Source organism: Streptomyces sp. ISL-1 (assembly GCF_018614585.1).
Classification (GTDB): Bacteria; Actinomycetota; Actinomycetes; order Streptomycetales; family Streptomycetaceae; genus Streptomyces; species Streptomyces maoxianensis.
In genome coordinates, this window is sequence record NZ_JAGGOI010000034.1 from 191,777 (window position 1) to 214,307 (window position 22,531).

The following is a 22,531-nucleotide window of genomic DNA, read 5'->3' on the forward strand; positions in this document are numbered from 1 at the left end:
ACCGAAAAGCAGACGTGACGGTCGTGTCTGAGTAGGCTCGACTCCCATGGAGCATGAGGTGTTCGTTCCGGTTGCGCCAGAGACCGTCCGCCAGGCACTGCGGGACCCTGCCCGGGTCGCCCGGTGGGTGCCGGGGCTCCAACAGGACGCGGACGAGTCGGCAGGCCCGCTCTCCGGCCGCCTGAAGGTCCGCATCGGCAGTCACACGATCACCTACCGCGGCACGCTGCGCATCGTGGAGCAGGGCGAGGTCTTCGCGGTCGAGGGCGAGGGCGTGGAGGCACGCGGCACGGGCTCGGCGAAGGTGACGCTGACGATTCGTCCGCAACCGGCGGAGGGCGGCACGACGCTCACGTTCACGGCGACGTCCCGCGCGGAGGGCCGCCTGGCGCAGCTGGATCCCGCACAGACGACCGCGGCGGCCCACCGCCTGCTGGACCGCTTCGCGGACCGGTTGGGCGAGAGGGCGGCGGACAAGCCGGGGGACGCGGGTGAGGCGGCGTCCGCGAGTGACGCCGACGATGCGAAGCCGTCCGGCCGGAACAACGCCACTGCGGCCGACGACGCGAAGCCGTCCGCGAGCGACGCCGACGACGCGACCTCGTCCGCTACCACCGACGCCGACGCCACCGACGCCGACGCCACCGACGCCGACGCGAACGCCTCCGTGTTCGACGCTCCCGTGCCGCCGCCCTCCCTCGACCCCGTCGCCGAGGAGCGGTTCGGCGCGTTGAACGGCACCGACGCCACGGAGGCGGAGGAACTGCACGAGATCCCCGTCATCCCCGACGAGCCCCCCGCCGAGGCCGCCCACGCACGGCGGACCATGATCGGGCGCAGTGCCGAGGAGGTCGATCACGCGCCGCCGCGCGGGCGTTACGCGCCCACGCCCCCGCCCGATGCCGGCAGTGCCGGGGCCACCCTGCGGTGGGTCGCGCCCGCCGCCGCCCTCGCGATCGCCTCCGCCGTGGTCGTCGGACGCGTGCTGCGCCGACGCAAGTAATGTCGTGGTGTGAGTAGCAGCGAAGAGAGCATCCGGCTGGCCGCCGGGGACGCCGAGTTGACCGTGCACCCGCGAAACGGCTGCCGTGTCGCGAGCCTGACCATCGGCGGCACCGAGGTGCTGCGCCAAGGGGAGCGGTACGGCTCCTTCCCGATGGTCCCCTGGTGCGGGCGCGTCGCGAACGGCCGGTTCCGCAACGGCGACGTAGCGCATCAACTCCCGCTCAATTCCCCGCCGCACGCCATCCACGGCACCGGCCGCGACACCGCCTGGCGCACCGCCCGTACGGCCAAGAGCGAGGCTGCCTTCACGTATGACCTCGCCGAGCCCTGGCCGTACACCGGGCGGGTCACCCAGACCTTCGAGCTGGCCGAGGACTCGCTGACGCTCACCATGGGCGTCGAGACGTACGAGACGTCATTCCCGGCCCAGGCAGGCTGGCACCCCTGGTTCCTGCGCAACCTCGGCGGCGAGGGCGCGCCCGGCGAGGACGTGCGCATCGACTTCACCGCCGCATGGCAGGAGGAGCGCGGCGAGGACCACCTGCCGACCGGCCGGCGCATCCCGCCCCTTCCCGGCCCCTGGGACGACTGCTTCGGCATGCCGGACGACGTCTCGGTCACCCTCACCTGGCCCGGGCAGCTGGAGCTCACCGTCGCCAGCCGCGCCGAATGGGTCGTGATCTACGACGAGCAGGAAGCGGCCGTCTGCGTCGAACCGCAGTCCGGCCCGCCGAACGGCCTCAACACCCACCCCCGGCTCGTCACCCCGATCGATCCCCTGGAGATCGCGACGACCTGGAGCTGGCGCCGCCTTTAAGCTCATGGGCATGACTGATGTACGCGCAGATCTGCTCCAGCAGATCAAGGACAAGGCCGTGGTGCACGGCAAGGTGACCCTCTCCTCGGGTCTTGAGGCCGATTACTACGTGGATCTGCGCCGGATCACGCTCGACGGCGCGGCCGCCCCGCTTGTCGGTCAGGTGATGTCCGACCTCACCGCGGAGCTGGACTACGACTGTGTGGGCGGCCTCACCCTCGGTGCCGACCCCGTGGCGACGGCGATCCTGCACGCTTGGGCCGCCCACGGAAAGCAGGTCGACGCCTTCGTCGTACGGAAGGCGGCCAAGGAGCACGGCATGCAGCGCCGGGTCGAGGGTCCGGACATCAAGGGCCGGCGCTGCCTGGTCGTCGAGGACACCTCCACCACCGGTGGCTCCCCGCTGACGGCCGTCGAGGCCGTACGCGAGGCCGGCGGCGAGGTCGTCGCGGTCGCCACGATCGTGGACCGGGCGACGGGCGCCGGCGAGAAGATCAGCGGCACGGCCGGGGTTCCGTACCTTTACGCGTACTCGCTCGACGAGCTCGGTCTCGCCTGAGTACGGGCTCTGACCTGCTGTGATGATGTGGGGTGTGGTGTTTCACGTGAAACGCCACACCCCTCACGCACGTCCATGCCGCACGCTTGGTGGAGTCGCGCCGAGAGTCTGGAAAGATAGGCGCCGACGATGACGTCGCCCCCAGGTCAGGGCCAAGCACCACACACCCGCACATCACAAGGAGCGGACACATGCCCATCGCGACTCCCGAGGTCTACAACGAGATGCTCGACCGGGCGAAGGCCGGCAAGTTCGCCTACCCGGCGATCAACGTGACCTCGTCCCAGACTCTGCACGCTGCGCTGCGCGGCTTCGCGGAGGCCGAGAGCGACGGCATCATCCAGATTTCCACCGGCGGTGCCGAGTTCCTGGGCGGCCAGTACAAGAAGGACATGGTCACCGGCGCGGTCGCCCTCGCCGAGTTCGCGCACATTGTCGCCGCCAAGTACGACGTCACTGTCGCGCTGCACACCGACCACTGCCCCAAGGACAAGCTGGACGGCTATGTCCGCCCGCTGCTCGCCATCTCCGCCGAGCGCGTCGCCAAGGGTCAGAACCCGCTGTTCCAGTCCCACATGTGGGACGGTTCGGCCGAGACCCTCGCCGACAACCTGGCCATCGGCCGGGAACTGCTGGCGCAGGCCGCCGCCGCCAAGATCATCCTCGAGGTCGAGATCACCCCGACCGGCGGCGAGGAGGACGGCGTCACCCACGAGATCAACGATGAGCTGTACACCACGGTCGACGACGCGCTGCGCACCGCCGAGGCGCTGGGCCTGGGCGAGAAGGGCCGCTACCTGCTGGCTGCCTCCTTCGGCAACGTCCACGGCGTCTACAAGCCGGGCAACGTCGTCCTGCGCCCCGAGCTGCTGAAGGACCTGCAGCAGGGCGTCGGCGAGAAGTACGGCAAGACCGCGCCGTTCGACTTCGTCTTCCACGGCGGCTCCGGCTCCACGGCCGAGGAGATCGCCACCGCGCTGGAGAACGGCGTCGTGAAGATGAACCTCGACACCGACACCCAGTACGCCTTCACCCGCCCCGTCGCGGACCACATGTTCAAGAACTACGACGGCGTCCTGAAGGTCGACGGCGAGGTCGGCTCCAAGAAGACCTACGACCCGCGCACCTGGGGCAAGTCGGCCGAGGCCGGCATGGCCAAGCGTGTCACCGAGGCCTGTGCGGCCCTGCGCTCCACCGGCACCAAGCTCAAGTAGGCGCGCTTTGTACGCAGCCGGGCCCGGCACCCCCTTCGCGGGGTGCCGGGCCCGCGGCATGTCGTCCCAGGGGGTTTCACCGTGAGCTATGACTTCGACAAGGCCATCGACCGGCGCGGCACCTGGTGCGTGCAGTGGGACGGGGTCGCGGACCGTTTTGGCGTGGACGGGCTGCTGCCCTTCACGATTTCCGACATGGACTTCGCCTCCCCGCCTGAGGTGCTCGACGCGCTCCGGCGGCGCGTCGAGCACGGCGTCTTCGGCTACACCGACTGGCGGCATGACGACTTCCTGTCCGCCGTACGCGACTGGTTCAGCAGCCGGTATGCCACCGACATCGACACCGGCCGCGTTGTCTACGGGCCGTCCGTGCTCAACCAGCTCTCGCAGTTGCTGCGGATGTGGTCCGGGCCCGGCGACGGGGTCGTCGTCCATACACCGACGTACGACGGCTTCCTGAAGGCGATATCCGGCCTCGGGCGGGAGCTGCGCGGCGCGCCCGTCGGCGACACTGCGGCCCTGGAGCGGCAGCTCGCCCGCCCGGACAGCAAGGTGCTGGTCCTCTGCTCGCCGCACAACCCCACCGGCCGGGTGTGGACGCAGGCCGAGCTGACCGAGACGGCCCGGCTGGCGGCGGCATACGGCGTGGCGGTCATCAGCGACGAGATCCACGCCGACTTCGTACACCCCGGCTTCGTGGCCGAAGGGCAGCGCCATCTGCCGTGGACACGCTTCGGGACCGGCCGCTGGGCACTGATCACGTCCGCCACGAAGGCCTTCAACTTCCCGGCGCTGAGCGGCTCGTACGGGATCATCGGCGACCCGGACGACCACGCGGCCTTCCTGCGCCGGATGGGGACGGGGGAGGGACTCGCCTCGCCCGCCGTGCTGTCGCTGACCGCGCACATCGCCGCGTACCGGGAGGGCGGGCCGTGGCTGGACGAGCTCGGCGCGTATGTGGCGGGAAATCTGCGGATGGTCGCCGAGCGGCTGGGCTCCGCATTTCCGTCGGTCGCCTGGAAGCCGCCGCAGGCCGGCTATCTCGCCTGGATCGATCTGCGCTCCCTGGGCATCGCCGACGAGGCGCTGCAGAGGGAGCTGATCGAGCGCGAGAAAGTCGCGGTCATGCCGGGCACGACGTACGGCTGCGAGGGATTCGTCCGGCTCAATGTCGGCTGCCCCCGCGCCAAGGCGGAGCTGGGGGTGGACGCCCTGATCCGTGCCCTTCGCCGACTCGTCTGAGCCGGGGGCGGCTGGGATGATCCGGGTATGGACAACAGTCCGGGCAGTATCAGGCTCTCCACGGCCACCGGCCGCTGGGTGATTCTCACGACCGTGCTCGGGTCCAGCATGGCGCTACTGGACTCGACCGTCGTCAATGTCGCACTGCCCCGCATCGGGACCGATCTCAACACCGACTTGGCGGTCCTTCAGTGGACCGTCAACGCCTACATGCTGACGCTGGCCGGTCTGATCCTGCTGGGCGGGTCGCTCGGCGACCGGTACGGGCGGCGCAAGATCTTCGTGTTCGGCGTGGTGTGGTTCGCCGTCGGCTCGCTGCTGTGCGGCCTCGCCCCCAACGGTGCCGTCCTGGTGGCCGCCCGGGCCTTGCAGGGCATCGGCGGCGCGCTGCTCACCCCGGGATCGCTGGCCCTGATCCAGGCGAGCTTCCACCCGGAGGACCGCGCCCGCGGCGTGGGGCTCTGGTCCGGTCTCGGCGGCGTCGGCGCGGCGATCGGCCCCTTCCTCGGCGGCTGGCTGGTGGACGGGCCCGGCTGGCGCTGGATTTTCCTGGTCAATGTGCCGCTGGCCGCGCTGTGCGTAGCGGTCGCGCAGAAGCATGTGCCGGAGTCGCGCGACCCGAAGCACCACGGCCGGTTCGATGTGCTGGGGGCGGTGCTCGGCGCGGCGGCGCTGGCGCTGGTGACGTATGGCCTCATTGGGCCGCACGTGTGGGCGGGTGTCGCGGGCGTGGTCGTCGCGGTGGCCTTCGTGATGGTCGAGCGGCGGCGGCCGGACCCGGTGCTGCCGCCGTCGATCTTCCAGTCACGGCAGTTCACCGCGGTCAATCTGGTGACGATGTGCGTGTACGCGGCCTTCGCCGGCTTCTTCTTCCTGACCGCCTTGCAACTCCAGGTGGTGGCGGGTTATTCGGCGCTCGGCGCCGGTGTCGCGCTGCTGCCCACCACGGTGCTGATGCTGGTCCTCTCTGCGAAATCGGGCGAGTTGGGGGAGCGGATCGGCCCGCGCATCCCGCTCACCGTGGGCCCGCTGCTGTGCGCGAGCGGGATGCTGCTGATGCTGCGCGTGGGCGAGGACGCCTCGTACGTACGTGATGTGCTGCCCGCGATGCTGGTCATGGGCATGGGCATGGTGACCCTGGTCGCGCCGCTGACCTCGTCCGTCATGTCGTCCGTGGAAAGCGGGCGGGCGGGGCTCGCGAGCGGAATCAACAACGCGGCGGCCCGCGTGGCCGGTCTGCTCGCGGTGGCGGCGCTGCCGCTGCTGGCCGGGATGGGGCCGGAGGTGTACCGCTCGGCGGTGGAGTTCGGCGCGGCGTTCCGGCGGGCGATGCCGATGTGTGCGGGGGTGCTGGTGGTGGGGTCGCTCATCGCGTGGTCGACGGTGCGGAAGCCGGCGCGGGAGGCGGCGCGGCCGGAGTGCAAGGTCAACTGCGGGGTGGTGGCGCCGCCGCTGGAGCAGTCGGCCCCGCCCGAGCACTGACCGTCGGGCATATGGGCCCGCCGGGCGGGATCGGTTTCACCGCTTTCACGGATTCCTCGTGGACCTGTGACACTGGAACCCATGGTCAACCATGAGAATCTGCTGGGGGGTCCTCCCCCGACTCACCTGCCCGACGAACCCGAGCCGCGCGAGCTTCTCGCGGCCGGCACCGCCCCGGCCGACGTCGCCGCCAAGTACCCGACCTCCTCGCTGGCCTGGGCCCGGCTCGCCGACGACGCCTTTGAGGGCGGCCGTGTCGTGGAGTCGTACGCCTACGCCCGCACGGGCTACCACCGCGGCCTCGACACGCTGCGGCGCAGCGGCTGGAAGGGCCACGGCCCGGTGCCGTGGGAGCACGAGCCCAACCGCGGCTTCCTGCGCGCGCTGCACGCGCTGGCCCGCGCGGCTCAGGCGATCGGTGAGCAGGCCGAGTACGAGCGCTGCACGACGTTCCTGCGCGATTCGTCCCAGACGGCGGCGGACACGCTGAGCTGAGGCGTGGAACCGAAGGCCCGTATCCCCTGTCTTGATCACGGGATACGGGCCTTCGGTCTGTCTGATCGCAAGCGGGGGAGATGTCTGTGGCGAGCAAGCGCGCCGCCGCCCGTCGAGGGCGCAGCCGGAGCCGGAGCCGTAGCAGGAGACCCACCCGCGGCCCGCTCGCCCGGATACTCCCGCTGGGCGCGGCCCTCTTCGTCCTCTCGCTCGGCGGCGGGGTGGCCCTCGCGCACTGGCACGGCACCGCGAAACCCGTGCCCGGGGCGGCCGACGACACGGACCGACTGATCGCGTCCCCGTCCGTGACCCCCGAGGCGTCCGACCCGCCCCGCGCCGACCGCTCGATTCCGGAGCAGGGCCGTACGCCCCCCTCACCCCGGCCGCCGGTCAAGGTCCCCGCGTCCGGCCCGGGCACCTTCACCACCGCGCAGGCATCCGGCCGCGCCGCCGGTTCGGGCCCGCCGCGCCGCTACCGCGTCCAGGTCGAGGACGGCATCGACATCTCCGCGAAGGACGCCGCCGCCGAGATCGAGCAGATCCTCGCCCACCCGCGCGGCTGGGCCGCGCACGGCCGTGGTTCCTTCCGGCTGGTCTCCGGCGACGACGCCGACTTCGTGATCAGGATCGCCACACCGGCCACCGCGGACCGGCTCTGCCGGGCGCAGGGTCTCGACACCGGCGGCGAGCTGAACTGCGAGACCGCCGACGGCGTCGTGGTGAATCTGCGTCGCTGGATGCTGGGCTCGCCGACGTTCACCGGCTCGGCCGCGGAGTACCGGCATCTGATCATCAACCACGAGGTCGGGCACGAGATCGGTAACCGCGAGCACCTGGGCTGCTCGGGCCCGGGCAGGCTCGCGCCGGTGATGATGCAGCAGATCAAGGGGCTGGACGGCTGCCGCTCCAATGCCTGGCCGTACGACCAGGACGGGACGTACATCACCGGCCCGACGCTGTGATGATCGACGGATCCCATGCTTATGATGCGGTGGGGACCGGGGCTCCCACACCGGACAAGGAAGGGGCGGACCGCTACCCGGACACGTCGAGGAGACAGCGATGTCACATGACGCGGCCCCGAACCTGGATTTCGCGGGCACCACTCCGTACGAGGACTATGTCCAGGCGGATGTACTCACCCACCTTCAAAAGCCGCTCTCGGACGACCCGGGAGAGATGGTCTTCCTCGTCACCACGCAGGTGATGGAGCTGTGGTTCACCGTGATCGTCCACGAGTGGGAGACGGCGGCGCGCGCACTGCGCGAGGACGATCTGCCGGTCGCCCTCGCCGCGCTGAAGCGCAGCACATACGAACTCGAGTCGCTCAACGCCTCCTGGAAGCCGCTCGCGCATCTGACGCCCGCCCAGTTCAACGCGTACCGCAGCGCTCTGGGCGAGGGTTCCGGTTTCCAGTCCGCGATGTACCGGCGGATGGAGTTCCTGCTGGGCGAGAAGTCCGCGTCGATGCTGGTACCGCACCGGGGCGCGCCGCGCGTCCATGCGGAGCTGGAGAAGGCGCTGCAGGAGCCGAGCCTGTACGACGAGGTGCTCCGGCTGCTCGCGCGGCGCGGGCTGCCGGTGCCGTCCTCGGTCCTCGACCGGGATCTCTCGCAGAGGTACGAGCCGTCGGAGGAGATCGAGGAGATCTGGGCCGCGGTGTACGGCGGCGCGGACCAGGACACCGATCTGGTGCGGCTCGGCGAGGCGTTGACGGATGTCGGCGAGCTGGTGTGGCGCTGGCGCAACGACCATCTGGTGGCGACCCGGCGGGCGATGGGCTCGAAGGCGGGTACGGGCGGTTCGGCGGGGGTGGCCTGGCTGGAGAAGCGGGCCCGCAAGAACGTCTTCCCGGAGCTGTGGACGGCGCGCAGCCATGTCTGAGTCACTGGCCCACAAGGCCGCGGCGCTGGACGCCGCAGACGAACTGGCCGGGGCGCGCAAGCTGTTCGCGCTCGACGAGACGGTCTATCTGGACGGGAACTCACTCGGCGCGCTGCCGGCGCATGTGCCCGCGCGGGTCGCGGATGTGGTGACCCGGCAGTGGGGCGAGCTGCGTATCCGCTCGTGGGACGAGAGCGGCTGGTGGACGGCGCCGGAGCGGATCGGCGACCGGATCGCGCCGCTGGTGGGCGCGGGCCCGGGCCAGGTGGTGGTCGGGGACTCCACGAGCGTCAACGTTTTCAAGGCGGTTGTGGGCGCGGTACGGCTGTGCGGGGACGACTCCCGTACGGACATCTTGGTCGACGCGACGACCTTTCCCACCGACGGCTACATCGCCGAGTCGGCGGCCCGGCTCACCGGCAAACGCCTGGTCCCCCTCGCGCCTGCCGACGTGCCCGCCGCGCTCGGGCCCCGTACGGCGGTCGCGCTGCTCAACCACGTCGACTACCGCACCGGACGCCTCCACGACCTGCCGTCCCTCACCGCGGCGATCCATGAGGCGGGCGCCCTCGCCGTCTGGGACCTCTGTCACACGGCGGGCGCCCTTCCGGTCGGCCTGGACGCCCACGGCGTGGACCTCGCGGTCGGCTGCACCTACAAGTACCTGAACGGCGGCCCGGGTTCACCGGCGTATCTGTACGTCGCCGAGCGCCACCAGGAGGCCTTCGACTCCCCGCTGCCGGGCTGGAACTCGCACACCGACCCGTTCGCCATGACGGCCGACTTCACGCCGGCGCCCGGCGCGGTCCGCGGCCGGGTCGGGACGCCCGACATCCTGTCGATGCTGGCCCTGGAGGCGGCGCTCGACGTCTGGGACGGCGTCTCGATCGACTCCGTACGGGCGAAGAGCCTGGCGCTGACGGACTTCTTCCTGGAGTGCGTCGAGTCGTACGTCCCGGGGGGCCTGGTCACCTCCCTGACGCCCTCCGCCCACGCGTCGCGCGGCAGCCAGGTCGCACTGAGCTGCGCGGACGCCCCGTCGGTGATGGAGAAGCTGATCGCCCGCGGGGTGGTGGGTGACCTGCGCAGGCCGGATGTGCTGCGGTTCGGGTTCACGCCGCTGTATGTGGGCTTCGGCGACACGGAGCGGGCGGCGGCGGCTTTGGCCGAGGTTCTGGCCGCCTGACACCGCGCTGAGCTGACCAGCGGGGAGACTGGTACCGTCCCCGCTGGTCAGGTCAATTTCGCGGGTCGGTTCCGCGGTCGGATCCGCGGCCAATTCCGCCACTGTGCCGGAAGGTTGGAGCAGTAATGCCGGACCCCGTCGCCCGTGACGCCGCCGAGGCCGAGTCGGTCTTTTCGCATCCTGCCGTCGCGCCGGACGCCTCCGTCGCGTACGGGGAGCATCCCGACCAGGTCGTCGACTTCTACGCGCCGCGAGGCGGGCAGGACAGTGTGCCGCTCGTTGTTCTGCTGCACGGTGGGGCGTGGCGGGCGCCGTACGACCGGCAGCATGTCACTCCCTTCGCGGACTTTCTGGCCCGGCGCGGGCTCGCCGTCGCCAATGTCGAGTACCGGCGGGGGAGCGAGATTCCGCAGCAGCGGGGGAGCGAGCCGGTGGCCGGGCGGTGGCCGGAGACGTTCGACGATGTCGCCGCCGCGATGGACGCGCTGCCCGGGCTCGCTCGGCGGGCGCTGCCGCAGGCGGATGTCCGGCGTGTTGTGGTGACGGGGCATTCCGCGGGCGGACAGCTGGCGCTGTGGGCCGCCGCGCGGCATGTGCTGCCCGTCGGGTCGCCGTGGCGGCTGGCCTCGCCGCCCCCGCTGCGCGGGGTCGTCGCGCTCGCGCCGATCGCGGACTTCGCGCGGGCCGTCGAGCTCGATGTGTGCGGCGGAGCGGTGGTCCAACTCCTCGGCGGCGATGCGCAATTCTCGTCGAGGATCGCGCACGCCGATCCTTCGGCGCTGCTTCCCACCGGCATCGCCACCGCCGTCGTGCAGGGGCGCGTCGACATCGTCGTGCCGTACGCCGTCACCGAGTCGTACGTCGACGCCGCGGCGAAGGCCGGGGAGACCGTCGGGCTCACCCTCCTCGAAGACGTCGGGCACTTCCCGCTCATCGACCCGGCGGCGGACGCGTGCGCGGTCGTCGCGGAGGAGATCGCCCAGCTGGCCTGGTGAGTTCGTCTCGCCCGCCGAGTACCCGTAGTACTTCGGAGCTACCTCACGGATGCGCTCTGAAGCGGGACGCCGACCACGGGCCGTGATTCATAACTTCTGTTCCCAAGACAGCGTCTGGAACGGAAGGAAAATCCTCATGGCGTCCCGCCTGCGTCGTACCCTGCTTGCCGCGCTTGTCACTGCCGCGGTGGCCGTGCCGGTGTCCGCGGCAGCGAGGCCCGCAGCCGTCCCCGCGCCCGCCCCGGTCGCGCTCCCGCCGGTCACCGCCGCCGAACTGCCCGCTCTCGGCGACCGCTACGAAGCCAACCGCGGCAATATCCGCGAAGCCGCGCGGACGGCCGCCGACCACGGCGACCGGGGGCGGGCCACCCGGCTGCGGGTCATGGCGGACCCGGCGCGGCACTTCCTCACCTTCGACGGGCGTGACGGCGGCCGCACCGCCGAGGTGTTCGGCGATCTCGCGGTCGCCGAGCGGATAGCCGTACTGGTGCCGGGCTCGGACACCAACCTCGATACGTACGAACGCTTCCGGGCCGGAGCCGTCGCCCTCCACGGCGAGCTGGGCCGTCGCGCAGCGGTCATCGCCTGGCTCGGCTATGCCACGCCGGGGACCGTCAGCCCTGAGGTCCTGACCGATGGGCGCGCCGACGGTGCCGCCGACCAACTGCGCTTATTCATCAATGAGTTGGGCCAAGCTCAGCCCAGCGCGAGAGTCAGCCTGCTGTGCCATTCGTACGGCTCCGTCGTCTGCGGGCGCGCCGCTCCCTCCATCGACGTCGCCGACATCGTCCTCTACGGCAGCCCCGGCGCGGGTGTCGATCACATGGCCGGGCTACGCACCCGCGCCGCCGTCTGGGCCGGCCGAGGCAGCGACGACTGGATCGCGGACGTCCCGCACCTGCGGCTCGAACTCCTGGGTACCACCGTGGGGTTCGGCGCCGATCCCGTCTCGCCCGGCTTCGGCGCGCGCACCTTCGACGCGGGAGACGGCGGCCACAGCGACTACCTGAAGCCCGGCTCCCTCTCCCTGCACAACATCGCCCGGATCACTCTCGGCCGCGCAACGGAGGTGACCCATGGTTGAGTTGGCGCGCCGTGTCGACGCGGCCACCCCGCCCGGCCGGGACCGCGCCGTCGACGCCCTGCGCGCGCTCGCGATCCTCGGGGTGGTCCTCGGCCACTGGCTGGTCACCGCGCTGGTCACCGATGGCGGCGGTGTGCTCCACGGCGCCAGCCCGCTCCAGCACATGCAGTGGCTGGCCCCGGTCTCCTGGATCTTCCAGACCCTGGCCGTCTTCTTCCTGGTCGGTGGTCACGTGGGCGCCAAAAGCCACGCTGCGGCGCGGGCCCGTGGCACCGGCTACCACAAGTGGCTGGCCACCCGCCTGGCCCGGCTCTTCGTGCCGGTCGCGGCCGTCCTCGTGCTGTGGACGGTCGCCGCGGCCGGGATGCTGGTCACGGGCGTGGGCCTGGAGACCGTACGCACCCTTGTGACCCTCGCCCTCTCCCCGCTCTGGTTCCTGCTGGTCTTCGCCGTGCTCACCGCCGCCACGCCGCTCGTCGCCAGGCTGCATCCGCTCTGGCCGCTGGCAGTCGTCCTCCATGTCGACCTCTTTCGTTTCGGCTTCGGCGGACCGGCCTGGCTGGGCTGGATCAATGTGGCCGCGGGCTGGCTGGTGCCTTACTGTCTCGGCGCGGCATGGGCCCGCGGCGGCCTGCGGGTCCGTGCGACCCGATGGGCGTTGCTGCTCGGTGGCACCGCCGCCACCGCCGCCCTCGTCCTGTGGGCCGGCTACCCCGCCTCCATGGTCGGGGTGCCCGGCGCCGAGATCTCCAACCTCGACCCGCCGACCCTCGCCGCCGTCGCCTTCGGGCTCGCCCAGTGCGGAGCTGCCCTGCTGCTGCTCGGCCCGCTGCGCCGGGTGCTTCAAAAGCCCGCGGCCTGGGCGGCCGTCGCGCTGGTCAACCTCTCGGCGATGACGGTCTTCCTCTGGCACCAGACCGCGCTGATGGCGGTCACCACGACCGGCCTGCTCGCGGGCGCGCTCCCCGGTCTGCACACCGCACCCGACACCCCCGGCTGGGTGCTGGCCAGGCTTGCCTGGCTCCCGGTCTTCGCGCTTGCGCTTTCGGTCTGCTGGGGTGCGTTCCGGCTGTACGAACAGGGGCGGCGGCCCGCCCCGCCGAAGGTGGTGCGCGATGCCTAGGCTTCATCCTGTGGCGGACGAAGAAAACCTCAACAGATGGGAGCGGGCGGCTCTGCGCCCTCCTGAGTTGTGGAACTTCGAAGCGATGCCCCTTCCGCCGATGGCCCGCCCCCGTTGGCTCCGCCGGCTGCCGCATGTCCTGATCGGCTACGGCGCCCTCACCCTGGCGATCCTCGGCTCCGACGAACTCGTCAATCAGTTCCGCGTGCACGGCCAGTACGGCATCCCGCTCGGCGTCGCCACCGCCGCCGTGGTCGGGTACGCGATGCGCCGGCCGCTGGCCGCCTGGTGGATGTCGCTGGGGATCGCCGCACTGACCGCGTTCGCCGTGGGCGGCCAACTGCCTAGCGGGCAGCCCTGGCCGTGGACCGTACCGGGTGTCATCGCCAACGCGGCCGTCCTGTTCCTTCTCGCCCTGCGCGTCCGGACCCGTATCGCCGTCAAGGCCCTGGTGGTCACCGTCGGGGTCGGGTTCGTCTTCGACCTCTTCGGGCTCGCGATGCCTCCGTACAACTCGTCGTCCGCGACGGCCGCACTCGTGTACGCCGTCGTGGTCCTCGTCGGTACATCACTGCACGGCCGCCGCGAGGCCCGTGACCGGCTCGCCGAACAGGAGTCGCTCACCGCCGAGGAGCGGTCCCGGCGCACACTGCTCGAAGAGCGCAACCGGATCGCCCGCGAGCTGCACGATGTCGTCGCCCACCACATGTCGGTGATCTCCATCCAGGCACAGGTCGCCCCGCACCTCGTGCGCAATCCCTCCGACGAGCTCAAGGAGAACCTGGAGGGCATCCGCGAGAACGCCCTCGAAGCGCTCACCGAACTCCGGCGGGTGCTCGGCGTGTTGCGGTCCGAGAATCCGGAAGGCGCGCCGCACGCACCGCAGCCCACCCTCGACCGGCTGGACTCCCTCGTCGAGAACGTCCGCAGCGCCGGGCTGAGCATCACCACCGACACCTCCGGCGAGCCGCACCCGCTGTCGCCCGGCGTCGAACTGTCGGCGTACCGGATCATCCAGGAGGCGCTCAGCAATGCGATACGGCACGCGCCCGGCGCCGAGGTACGCGTGGAGATTGCGTACAAGCCGAGCGTGCTGGGCGTCCGGGTGATCAACACCGCTCCGGCGAAGCCCGCCCCGCCGTCTCCCGGCGCAGGCCACGGCCTGCTCGGCATGCGTGAACGCGCCGCGATGCTCGGCGGCGGCCTCGCCGCGGGACGCACCCCCGACGGCGGCTACGAAGTCACCGCACACCTGCCCCTGCAAGCATCGAAGGACGACGCATGACGATCCGGGTGGTGATCGCCGACGACCAGGCGATGGTCCGGCAGGGCTTCACGGTGCTGCTCAATGCCGAGCCGGGCATCGAGGTGATCGGCCAGGCCGTGGACGGCCGCGAGGCGGTCTCCAAGGTCGCCGAACTCGACCCCGACGTGGTCCTGATGGACATCAGGATGCCCGAGCTCGGCGGCATCGAGGCCACCCGCCGGATCACCCGGGCCCCGGGTGCCACCGTCAAGGTGCTCGTGCTGACCACGTTCGACCTGGACGAGTACGTCTACGAGGCGCTGCGCGCGGGCGCGTCCGGCTTTCTGCTGAAGGACGCGTCCGCCAGTCAACTCGCCGAAGCGGTAAGGGTGGTGGCGGCCGGCGACGCGCTGCTCTCGCCGAACATCACCAAGCGGCTGATCACCGAGTTCTCCCGGACGGCCGGTGCGCCGCGCACCCCGCTCAAGGAGCGCGTCGGCGATCTGACGGAGCGTGAGACGGAGGTGCTCAACCTGATCGCACAGGGCCTGTCGAACGCGGAGATCGCCTCGCGGCTGGTGGTGGCGGAGCAGACCGTGAAGACGCATGTGAGCCGGATCCTGGTGAAGCTCGGGCTGCGCGACCGTACGCAGGCGGCGGTTTTCGCGTACGAGACGGGACTCATACGTCCCACCGGCTACTGAATCCCACGGCTGACCACGGCTGACCACGGCTGAAGCTCCCGGGCTTGCATTGCGGACAGAAGCTGACCGCAAGCCTTTCTACGGTGGGGCATATGACGAATCAAGAGAGCACCGAAGGAACAACGGGCACCGAAGGAACCGTCCTGGTCACCGGAGCAACCGGAACCGTCGGCCGCCAGGTCGTCACCGAACTCCTCCGCCGTGGACACTCGGTGCGTGCGCTGACCCGTGACCCCGCCAAGGCGGACTTCCCCGCCGGCGTCGAGGTCGCGCAGGGCGACCTCACCGACCCCGAATCCCTCGTGAGCGCTCTGGAGGGCGTGACCGGCCTCCATCTGATCACCTTCGGCGGGCCGTACTTCGCCCCTCTGGAGACCGGCTCGCAGATCCTCGAACTGGCCCGCAAGGCGGGCGTTCGCCGGATCACCGTGCTGCACGGCGGCGGCCCCAGCCCGCTGGAGGACGCGGTGCGCGCCGGGGAAGATCTCGCGTGGACCGTGGTCATGCCGGTGGAGTTCATGTCGAACGCTCTGGAGTGGGCGGACGGCATTCGCGGCGGCGACGCGGTGCGGGAGCCGTTCGCCGGCCGGCTGAGCGCGATGGTCCACGAGGGAGACATCGGCGCGGTCGCCGCGGTCGCGCTCACCGAGGACGGCCACGGCGGCAGGGAATACGTGATCACCGGCCCGGAAGTGCTGACCCTGAAGGACAAGACGGACGCCATCGCGGCGGCCCGCGGCCGGGAGATCCGGCTCGTCGAACTGACCGAGGAGCAGGCGGTAGAGCAGTGGCGGGCGGCCGGCCAGCCGGACGAAGTGATCGGCTTCCTGCTGGAGGCGTACGGCAACACGCCACTCGTCGGACGCACCGTCGTCGACACCGTTGAGAAGGTCACGGGCCGCCCGGCGCGGACCTTCGCCGAGTGGGCGGCGGAGCACGCGGACGCCTTCCGCGCGTAAGAACGTTCCGTATCGCCCTGTATGGCTTCGCGGCGACTCGTAGCCGCTCGTAGCGACTCGTAGCGCCTCGTAGTACTCAGGACGGACGCGGCAGGATCCGCAGCGATGCTGACGACCGCGTCCGTCCTTCCGCTTACCGTTCTGTACGTGACCGAGAAGACCCACAGCCCCGAATTCCGCCTGGCCATGGGGGCCCTGAGCGGCCTCCGCCAGGACCTTTTCCACGATGCCTTCGCCTACCGCCCCCTGCCGCGCATGCGCACGGACGGGCCGATCACCCGCCGGCTCCCGGGCCGGATACGCGACTACGCGGGGTGGACCCCGCACGCCGTGCTCGTGGTCGCGACGTTCATCGTGCTCGTCATGGCGTATGTCGCCGGCGACAGTGGGGGCGCCGGACTGGAATTCGTCCTGACCGGGTTCGTTCCCGCCGCCGCGATGGTGATGACGCTGCTCAGGCCGGTCGGCGCGTACTGGCTCTCCCTGCTCAGCACACCCGTCGTCGGCGTGCTGGCCGGCTACTGGGAGGGCTGGCCGTGGACGCCCAGCTCGTTCGTCTCGCACCTGACGGTGATGACGGTGGTGGCGGTGCGGACGCGGCCGCGGGCCGCCGCCTGGATGTGGCTGCTGACCGCGGTGTACGGATTCTTCGCCGAGGTCCTGCTCTCCCGCAGTGAAATGTCAACCACCCCGCAGATGCTCTTCATCTCGGCGATGGTGCTGCTGGTGACGACCGTGCGGCACGTCCGCCGAGAGGCGAAGCAGGAGGTCGCGGCGCAGCAGACCGTCACGGCCGTCGAGCGGGACAGGCGCACGCTCCTCGAGGAGCGCACGACCATCGCCCGCGAACTGCACGACGTGGTGGCCCACCACATGTCGGTGGTCGCAATCCAGGCGGAGGCCGCACCCTACCGGGTGGAGAACCCGCCGCCCGAGCTGGAGAAGGCCTTCGCCACGATCCGCGAGAACGCGGTGGCGGCGCTGACCGAGCTGCGCCGGGTCCTCGGTGTCGTACGGGCGGAGGACTACCAGGCCCCCGACGCGCCGCAGCCGGTGCTCGCCGACATCGAGAACCTGCTCTCGAATGTCCGCGAGGCGGGCCTGGAGGTCGACAAGACGGTGACGGGCGCGGTCCGCGCTCTGCCGCAGGGCGTCGAGCTGTCGGCGTACCGGATCATCCAGGAGGCGCTCAGCAACGCGCTGCGCCATGCGCCCGGTTCGACGGCGAAGGTCGAGATCTCCTACGTACTGGGCGGCCTCGGCCTGCGCATCGTGAACACCGCGCCCCAGGGCCTGGTCAGGCCGTCGCCGGGCGCGGGCCACGGCATCACGGGCATGCGGGAGCGGGTGACGATGCTGAGCGGCGAGATGACCGCGGAGCCGACGGAGGACGGCGGCTACCAGGTGACCGCCTTCATCCCCGTCGCGGCCGTCCCCGCCGACGCCGCCCCCGCCGCCACCGCCACCGAGGAGCCGTCATGACGATCCGCGTCCTGGTCGTCGACGACCAGGTGATGGTCCGCGAGGGCTTCTCGGTCCTGCTGAACGCGATGCCCGACATCGAGGTCGTCGGCGAGGCGGTGAACGGCCGCGAGGCGATCGCCAAGGTCGCCGAACTCGCGCCCGACGTGGTGCTGATGGACATCCGTATGCCGGAGCTGAACGGCATCGAGGCGACCCGCGAGATCGCCGCCGCGCATGCCGGGTCCAAGGTCTTGGTGCTGACGACGTTCGACCTCGACGAGTACGTGTACCAGGCGCTGCGGGCGGGGGCGTCCGGCTTCCTGCTGAAGGACGCGTCCGCGCGTCAACTCGCGGACGGGGTACGGGTGGTGGCGGCCGGCGAGGCGCTGCTGGCGCCGACGGTCACGCGCCGCCTGATCACGGAGTTCTCGAAGCTCTCCCAGAACCCGCGCCCGCCGGCCCTGGCGCAGGTGGGCGATCTGACGGAGCGCGAGACGGAGGTGCTGGTGCTGATCGCACAGGGTCTGTCGAACGCGGAGATCGCCTCGCATCTGGTGGTGGCGGAGTCGACGATCAAGACGCATGTGAGCCGGGTGCTGGTGAAGTTGGGGTTGCGGGACCGGACGCAGGCGGCGGTGTTCGCGTACGAGGCGAGACTGGTCACGCCGGGCTGAGCCTCCCCGGGACCCGCCCCGGACCTGGCGCATCAATCTCCCCCCGGACTTCGTCAGGGGGGACCCCCAACGGGCTGATACTCGGGGCCCGCCCCCGGACCCCCCGCTACGCCCTGGCGGGCGTGGAGGCCTCACCCCTCAAACGCCGACGAGGTTGACGAAGTCAGCCCGTCCGGCGATTGAGGACAACGCCCGAAGGGGTACCGGGGCCCGGGCGGGCCGGAAGTTTTGGGCCGCGGGGCTGGATTTTCGCCCGGCGGGCGGGAAAATCCAGCTCGTCCGGCGATCGAGGACAACTCCCCCTACGGGCGTGGGGGGACCCCAAGCGGGCGTACTGGGGGGTGCCCACCCACGCCCGCAGGGCGTAGGGGGCGGGCCCGGGGCGGAGCCCCGGTAACGGGAAGTGGTACCCCCACGGCCGCCAGGCCGTAGGGAAAGGGCGGGACTGGGGAAAGAACACCCCACCCGGTAGCGTCGGCGCATGCCCGCCTTCGCCCCCTGGTCGCCCGCCTTCGTCGCCGACCCCTACCCCGCCTACGCCGAGCTGCGCACCCGCGGACGCGTGCACTACTACGAGCCCACCCGCCAGTGGCTGATCCCGCACCACGCAGACGTCTCCGCGCTGCTGCGCGATCGCCGGCTCGGGCGGACGTACCTGCACCGCTTCACGCACGAGGAGTTCGGGCGTACGCCCCCGCCCGCCGCGCACGAGCCGTTCCACACGCTCAACGACTACGGGATGCTCGACCTCGAAGCCCCCGACCACACCCGCATCCGGCGGCTCGTGTCGAAGGCCTTCACGCCGCGCACCGTCGAGGAGCTCGTGCCCACCGTGCGCAGGCTCGCGGCCGAGCTTGTCGCCGGCGTCAAGGACAACGGCGGGGGCGATCTGCTGGCCGAGGTCGCCGAGCCGCTGCCGGTCGCCGTCATCGCGGAGATGCTCGGGATTCCGCCCGCCGACCGCGCGCTGCTGCGGCCCTGGTCGGCGGACATCTGCGGGATGTACGAGCTGAATCCGTCCGAGGAGACCGCCGCCCGTGCGGTCCGTGCATCGGCCGAATTCAGCGCGTATCTACGGGAGTTGATTGCCGCGCGACGTGCCTCGCCGGGCGATGACCTGATCACCGCGCTCATCGCCGCGCACGACGAGGGCGACCGGCTGAGCGAGCAGGAGATGATCTCCACCTGCGTTCTGCTGCTGAACGCGGGCCACGAGGCGACGGTCAACACCACCGCGAACGGCTGGTGGACCCTCTTCCGCAACCCGGCCCAGCTCGCCGCCCTCCGCGCCGACCACACGCTGCTGTCCACAGCTGTGGAAGAGCTGATGCGGTACGACACCCCGCTCCAGCTGTTCGAGCGCTGGGTGCTCGACGACATCGAGATCGACGGGACCGTCGTCCCGCGCGGCTCCGAACTCGCCCTGCTCTTCGGCTCCGCCAACCGGGACCCGGAGAAGTTCGCGCACCCGGACAGCCTTGACCTCGCCCGCGCAGACAACCCGCACGTCAGCTTTGGCGCGGGCATCCACTACTGCCTCGGCGCGCCGCTCGCCCGTATCGAACTGGCGGCGTCCTTCGGGGAGTTGCTGCGTGAGGCTCCGACGATGGGGCTTGCGGCGGAGCCGCAGTGGAAGGCGGGGTTTGTGATCCGGGGCGTGAAGGAGCTGCTGGTCGAGCTGTGACCTTCCCCCACCCCGCCCCTTCCCGCTGTGTCGATTTGCCGACCGGACTTTCAAGCCCCTCCGGCGATTGAGGACCGGGTCCCAGGGCGGAGCCCCGAAACCCAGCCTCGCCGGCGTTTGGGCGCGGGGGCCGGGACGGCGCCCCGGTTACCGGGGGACGTCAGGTCTGGATGTCCCGCCGGCGCAGCCCCGCCAGCCCCGCCGCGACCAGCCCCGCGGCCACCACCGTCAGCGTCAGCACCGGCGCCCACCGCATCTCCGGCCCCGGCAGCGACGGCAGATGCTCGAACGGCGACAGGTTCATCACCGACTGCGGCAGATTCAGCGCCGGGCCGATCCAGCCGAGGGCGAGCGCGATGCCCGACGCCCCCCACGCGGCCACCGCCGCCTTCGGGAAGACGCCGTGCAGCAGCGTCGCGAGGCCGCCGAACACCCAGATCCCCGCCAGCTGGACCAGGCAGGCGCCGAGGATCGGGCCGGGCTCCTTGCCGGATCCGATGGCCAGGCCGAGGCCGCCGAGCACCATCAGCAGTGCCGCGCCGCCGAAGGCGATGACCAGGTGGCCGGCCGCCCAGCGGATCCGGCCGACCGCGTTGGCCAGGATCGGCTCGGCGCGCTGCGCCGTCTCCTCGCTGTGCAGCCGTAGCACCGTCTGCACCACATACAGCGCCGCCACCATGCCGAGCATGCCGACCATCGCGGCGAGGAAGGCGTCGGTGAGTGAGGACTGCCCGCCCATCCGCTCGAAGATCTCGCGGGTCTTCTCGCTGTCGCCGACGAGGTCGGCCGCGCCCTCCGTCATACCGCCGAACATCACCCCGGTGGCCAGGAAGCCGACGCCCCAGCCCAGCACGCTGCCGCGCTGCAGCCGCCAGGCGAGCGAGCCGGCCGCCCGGAGCCTGCCCTCCGCGGGGCCCGGGCGGGTCGGCAGGAAGCTCATGCCGATGTCGCGACGCCCGGCCAGGTTGAACGCGATGACGCCCTGCACCACGATGGCCCCGGCGAACAGCAGGAGCACCCACCAGCGCTCGGCCGCGAACGCCCGCGTGTTCTCCGCCCAGCCGACCGGCGAGAGCCAGGTCAGCACGGACGAACCGTCCCTGGCCCCGGCGTCGCCCGCGGCCCGCAGTACGAAGGCCAGAGCGAGCGCCGCTGCCGTCAGGCCCTTGGCGAGCCGCGCACTCTCGGTGAGCTGGGCGGCGATGCCCGCCATGGTGGCGAAGAGCATGCCGACACCGCCGATGGCGAGCCCGAGCGTCAGCGCGCCGCCGCGGCCCTCGCCGCCGAGCCCGGCCGCGATGAGCAGGGCGAGGGCGGCGTTGGCGACGAGCGCGGTGAGCAGCGCGGCGGTGAGCGGGGCGCGCCGTCCGACCATGGCCGCCGAGAGCAGCTCCTGGCGGCCGGTCTCCTCCTCCTCGCGGGTGTGCCGGACCACGATGATCAGGCTCATGATCCCGGCCATCAGGGCACCGAAGGTGACGTAGCGCCAGGCTGTGATGCCACCGATCGAGTCGCTGAACGCCGGCCCGTACAGGGCGCGGAGCGAGCCGTTGGTGGACATCGACTCGACCACGTTCGACCGCTCGGCAGCGGTGGAGTACAGGTTCCTGAGGGAGTTCGGGGCGCTGGAGATCGCGCCGCCGAGGACGATCACCCACAGGGGCAGCATCACCCGGTCACGGCGCAGCGCGAGCCTCAGCAGCGCGCCCGTGCCGGCCAGTGGACGGGAGCCGCCGGACCGCGGGGCGAACGCCGCTGTCTGACCAATGGCGGTCATCGCGACATCGCTTCTTCGGGTGCGTAGTGCCGCAGGAACAGCTCTTCCAGAGTGGGCGGGCTGCTGGTCAGTGAGCGGATCCCCGACTCCGTGAGCGAGCGCAGCACCGCGTCCAGCTTGTCGGTGTCGACCTGGAGTTTGACGCGCCTGCCCTGTACGTCGACGTCGTGCACGCCGGGCAGATGCGTCAACCCGTTGGGCGCGCCGACGAGTTCGGCACTCACGCTCGTACGGGTCAGGTGCCGCAGGTCGGCGAGCGATCCGCTCTCCACGGTCCGGCCCTTGCGGATGATGCTCACCCGGTCGCACAAGGCCTCGACCTCGCTGAGCACATGGCTGGAGAGCAGGACGGTGCGGCCGCGGTCGCGCTCCTCCTCGACGCAGCTCCGGAAGACCCCTTCCATCAGCGGGTCGAGGCCGGAGGTTGGCTCGTCGAGGATCAACAGATCCACATCGGACGCGAGGGCGGCGACCAGGGCGACCTTCTGGCGGTTGCCCTTGGAGTACGTACGCCCCTTCTTGGTGGGGTCGAGCTCGAACCGCTCGATGAGATCCGCGCGCCGCGCCTTGTCGAGGCCGCCGCGGAGCCGGCCGTAGAGGTCGATGACCTCGCCGCCGGAGAGGTTCCGCCACAGGGTCACATCACCCGGTACGTACGCGATGCGCCGGTGCAGTTCGACCGCGTCGTTCCACGGGTCCCGGCCGAGCAGCTGGGCCGCGCCGGAGTCGGCCCGCAGCAGTCCGAGCAGGACCCGGATGGTGGTGGACTTCCCGGCGCCGTTGGGGCCGAGGAAGCCGTGGACCTCACCGGTCTCGACGGCGAGGTCGAGGCCGTCCAGCGCGTGCGTCCGGCCGAACGACTTGTGCAGTCCGGCGACGGTGATTGCCTTCGTCATGGTTCTGAACGTACGGTATTTTCACGAACTTGTGAAGTTAA

The 22,531-nt window shown here is 71.2% G+C and carries 21 protein-coding genes; 19 read left to right on the top strand and 2 right to left on the bottom strand.

The window, feature by feature from the left end:
* The first annotated feature begins 46 nt into the window (after positions 1–46).
* The 19 genes from J7E87_RS25230 to J7E87_RS25320 all read left to right on the top strand — a co-directional run bounded on the left by J7E87_RS25230 (position 47) and on the right by J7E87_RS25320 (position 19,817).
* Positions 47–1,003: an SRPBCC family protein gene (locus J7E87_RS25230; protein WP_215096800.1), complete on the top strand. Its 957-nt coding sequence runs from the start codon at positions 47–49 to the stop codon at positions 1,001–1,003.
* A gap of 9 nt (positions 1,004–1,012) precedes the next feature.
* Positions 1,013–1,822, top strand: coding sequence for an aldose 1-epimerase (locus J7E87_RS25235; protein ID WP_215096801.1), 810 nt, complete (start codon positions 1,013–1,015; stop codon positions 1,820–1,822).
* Between the two features lie 10 nt (positions 1,823–1,832).
* Positions 1,833–2,381, top strand: coding sequence for an orotate phosphoribosyltransferase (gene pyrE, locus J7E87_RS25240; protein ID WP_215096802.1), 549 nt, complete (start codon positions 1,833–1,835; stop codon positions 2,379–2,381).
* A 191-nt stretch (positions 2,382–2,572) separates the two neighbouring features.
* Positions 2,573–3,595 carry a class II fructose-bisphosphate aldolase gene (gene fbaA / locus J7E87_RS25245; protein ID WP_215096803.1) on the top strand — a complete coding sequence of 341 codons (1,023 nt, stop codon included), beginning with the start codon at positions 2,573–2,575 and terminating at the stop codon, positions 3,593–3,595.
* Between the two features lie 81 nt (positions 3,596–3,676).
* Positions 3,677–4,837, top strand: a complete 1,161-nt coding sequence (locus J7E87_RS25250; protein WP_215096804.1) for a MalY/PatB family protein — start codon at positions 3,677–3,679, stop codon at positions 4,835–4,837.
* 27 nt (positions 4,838–4,864) lie between these two features.
* Positions 4,865–6,319: an MFS transporter gene (locus J7E87_RS25255; protein WP_215096805.1), complete on the top strand. Its 1,455-nt coding sequence runs from the start codon at positions 4,865–4,867 to the stop codon at positions 6,317–6,319.
* Positions 6,320–6,400: 81 nt separating this feature from the next.
* A complete protein-coding gene (locus tag J7E87_RS25260; protein WP_215096806.1) occupies positions 6,401–6,814 on the top strand; it encodes a DUF3151 domain-containing protein in 414 nt (137 codons plus the stop codon).
* 80 nt (positions 6,815–6,894) lie between these two features.
* Positions 6,895–7,776 carry a DUF3152 domain-containing protein gene (locus J7E87_RS25265; protein ID WP_215096807.1) on the top strand — a complete coding sequence of 294 codons (882 nt, stop codon included), beginning with the start codon at positions 6,895–6,897 and terminating at the stop codon, positions 7,774–7,776.
* A 100-nt stretch (positions 7,777–7,876) separates the two neighbouring features.
* A complete protein-coding gene (locus tag J7E87_RS25270; protein ID WP_215096808.1) occupies positions 7,877–8,698 on the top strand; it encodes a tryptophan 2,3-dioxygenase family protein in 822 nt (273 codons plus the stop codon).
* Positions 8,691–9,884, top strand: coding sequence for a kynureninase (gene kynU / locus J7E87_RS25275; RefSeq protein ID WP_215096809.1), 1,194 nt, complete (start codon positions 8,691–8,693; stop codon positions 9,882–9,884). The genes J7E87_RS25270 and kynU overlap by 8 nt, the downstream gene beginning before the upstream one ends.
* A gap of 125 nt (positions 9,885–10,009) precedes the next feature.
* Positions 10,010–10,879 (top strand): S9 family peptidase, encoded by an 870-nt coding sequence (locus tag J7E87_RS25280; protein ID WP_215096810.1) that lies wholly within the window; start codon positions 10,010–10,012, stop codon positions 10,877–10,879.
* Between the two features lie 136 nt (positions 10,880–11,015).
* Positions 11,016–11,963 carry an alpha/beta hydrolase gene (locus tag J7E87_RS25285; protein WP_215096811.1) on the top strand — a complete coding sequence of 316 codons (948 nt, stop codon included), beginning with the start codon at positions 11,016–11,018 and terminating at the stop codon, positions 11,961–11,963.
* A complete protein-coding gene (locus J7E87_RS25290; protein WP_215096812.1) occupies positions 11,956–13,086 on the top strand; it encodes an acyltransferase in 1,131 nt (376 codons plus the stop codon). The genes J7E87_RS25285 and J7E87_RS25290 overlap by 8 nt, the downstream gene beginning before the upstream one ends.
* A 10-nt stretch (positions 13,087–13,096) precedes the next feature.
* Positions 13,097–14,371, top strand: a complete 1,275-nt coding sequence (locus J7E87_RS25295; RefSeq protein WP_308313076.1) for a sensor histidine kinase — start codon at positions 13,097–13,099, stop codon at positions 14,369–14,371.
* Positions 14,368–15,036 (top strand): response regulator transcription factor, encoded by a 669-nt coding sequence (locus tag J7E87_RS25300; protein ID WP_215096814.1) that lies wholly within the window; start codon positions 14,368–14,370, stop codon positions 15,034–15,036. The genes J7E87_RS25295 and J7E87_RS25300 overlap by 4 nt, the downstream gene beginning before the upstream one ends.
* 92 nt (positions 15,037–15,128) lie before the next feature.
* Positions 15,129–15,995: an NAD(P)H-binding protein gene (locus J7E87_RS25305; RefSeq protein ID WP_215096815.1), complete on the top strand. Its 867-nt coding sequence runs from the start codon at positions 15,129–15,131 to the stop codon at positions 15,993–15,995.
* Between the two features lie 105 nt (positions 15,996–16,100).
* Positions 16,101–17,477 carry a sensor histidine kinase gene (locus J7E87_RS25310; RefSeq protein ID WP_215096816.1) on the top strand — a complete coding sequence of 459 codons (1,377 nt, stop codon included), beginning with the start codon at positions 16,101–16,103 and terminating at the stop codon, positions 17,475–17,477.
* Positions 17,474–18,133 (top strand): response regulator transcription factor, encoded by a 660-nt coding sequence (locus tag J7E87_RS25315; protein WP_215096817.1) that lies wholly within the window; start codon positions 17,474–17,476, stop codon positions 18,131–18,133. Before J7E87_RS25310 ends, J7E87_RS25315 begins: the two co-directional genes overlap by 4 nt.
* A gap of 481 nt (positions 18,134–18,614) precedes the next feature.
* Positions 18,615–19,817, top strand: coding sequence for a cytochrome P450 (locus J7E87_RS25320; RefSeq protein ID WP_215096818.1), 1,203 nt, complete (start codon positions 18,615–18,617; stop codon positions 19,815–19,817).
* A gap of 160 nt (positions 19,818–19,977) precedes the next feature.
* Here the strand turns inward: J7E87_RS25320 and J7E87_RS25325 are convergent, their stop codons facing one another.
* Entirely contained in the window at positions 19,978–21,594 is a 1,617-nt protein-coding gene (locus J7E87_RS25325; protein WP_215096819.1) for an ABC transporter permease, read from the bottom strand.
* Positions 21,591–22,490 (bottom strand): ABC transporter ATP-binding protein, encoded by a 900-nt coding sequence (locus J7E87_RS25330; RefSeq protein ID WP_215096820.1) that lies wholly within the window; start codon positions 22,488–22,490, stop codon positions 21,591–21,593. The genes J7E87_RS25325 and J7E87_RS25330 overlap by 4 nt, the downstream gene beginning before the upstream one ends.
* Between the last annotated feature and the right edge of the window lie 41 nt (positions 22,491–22,531).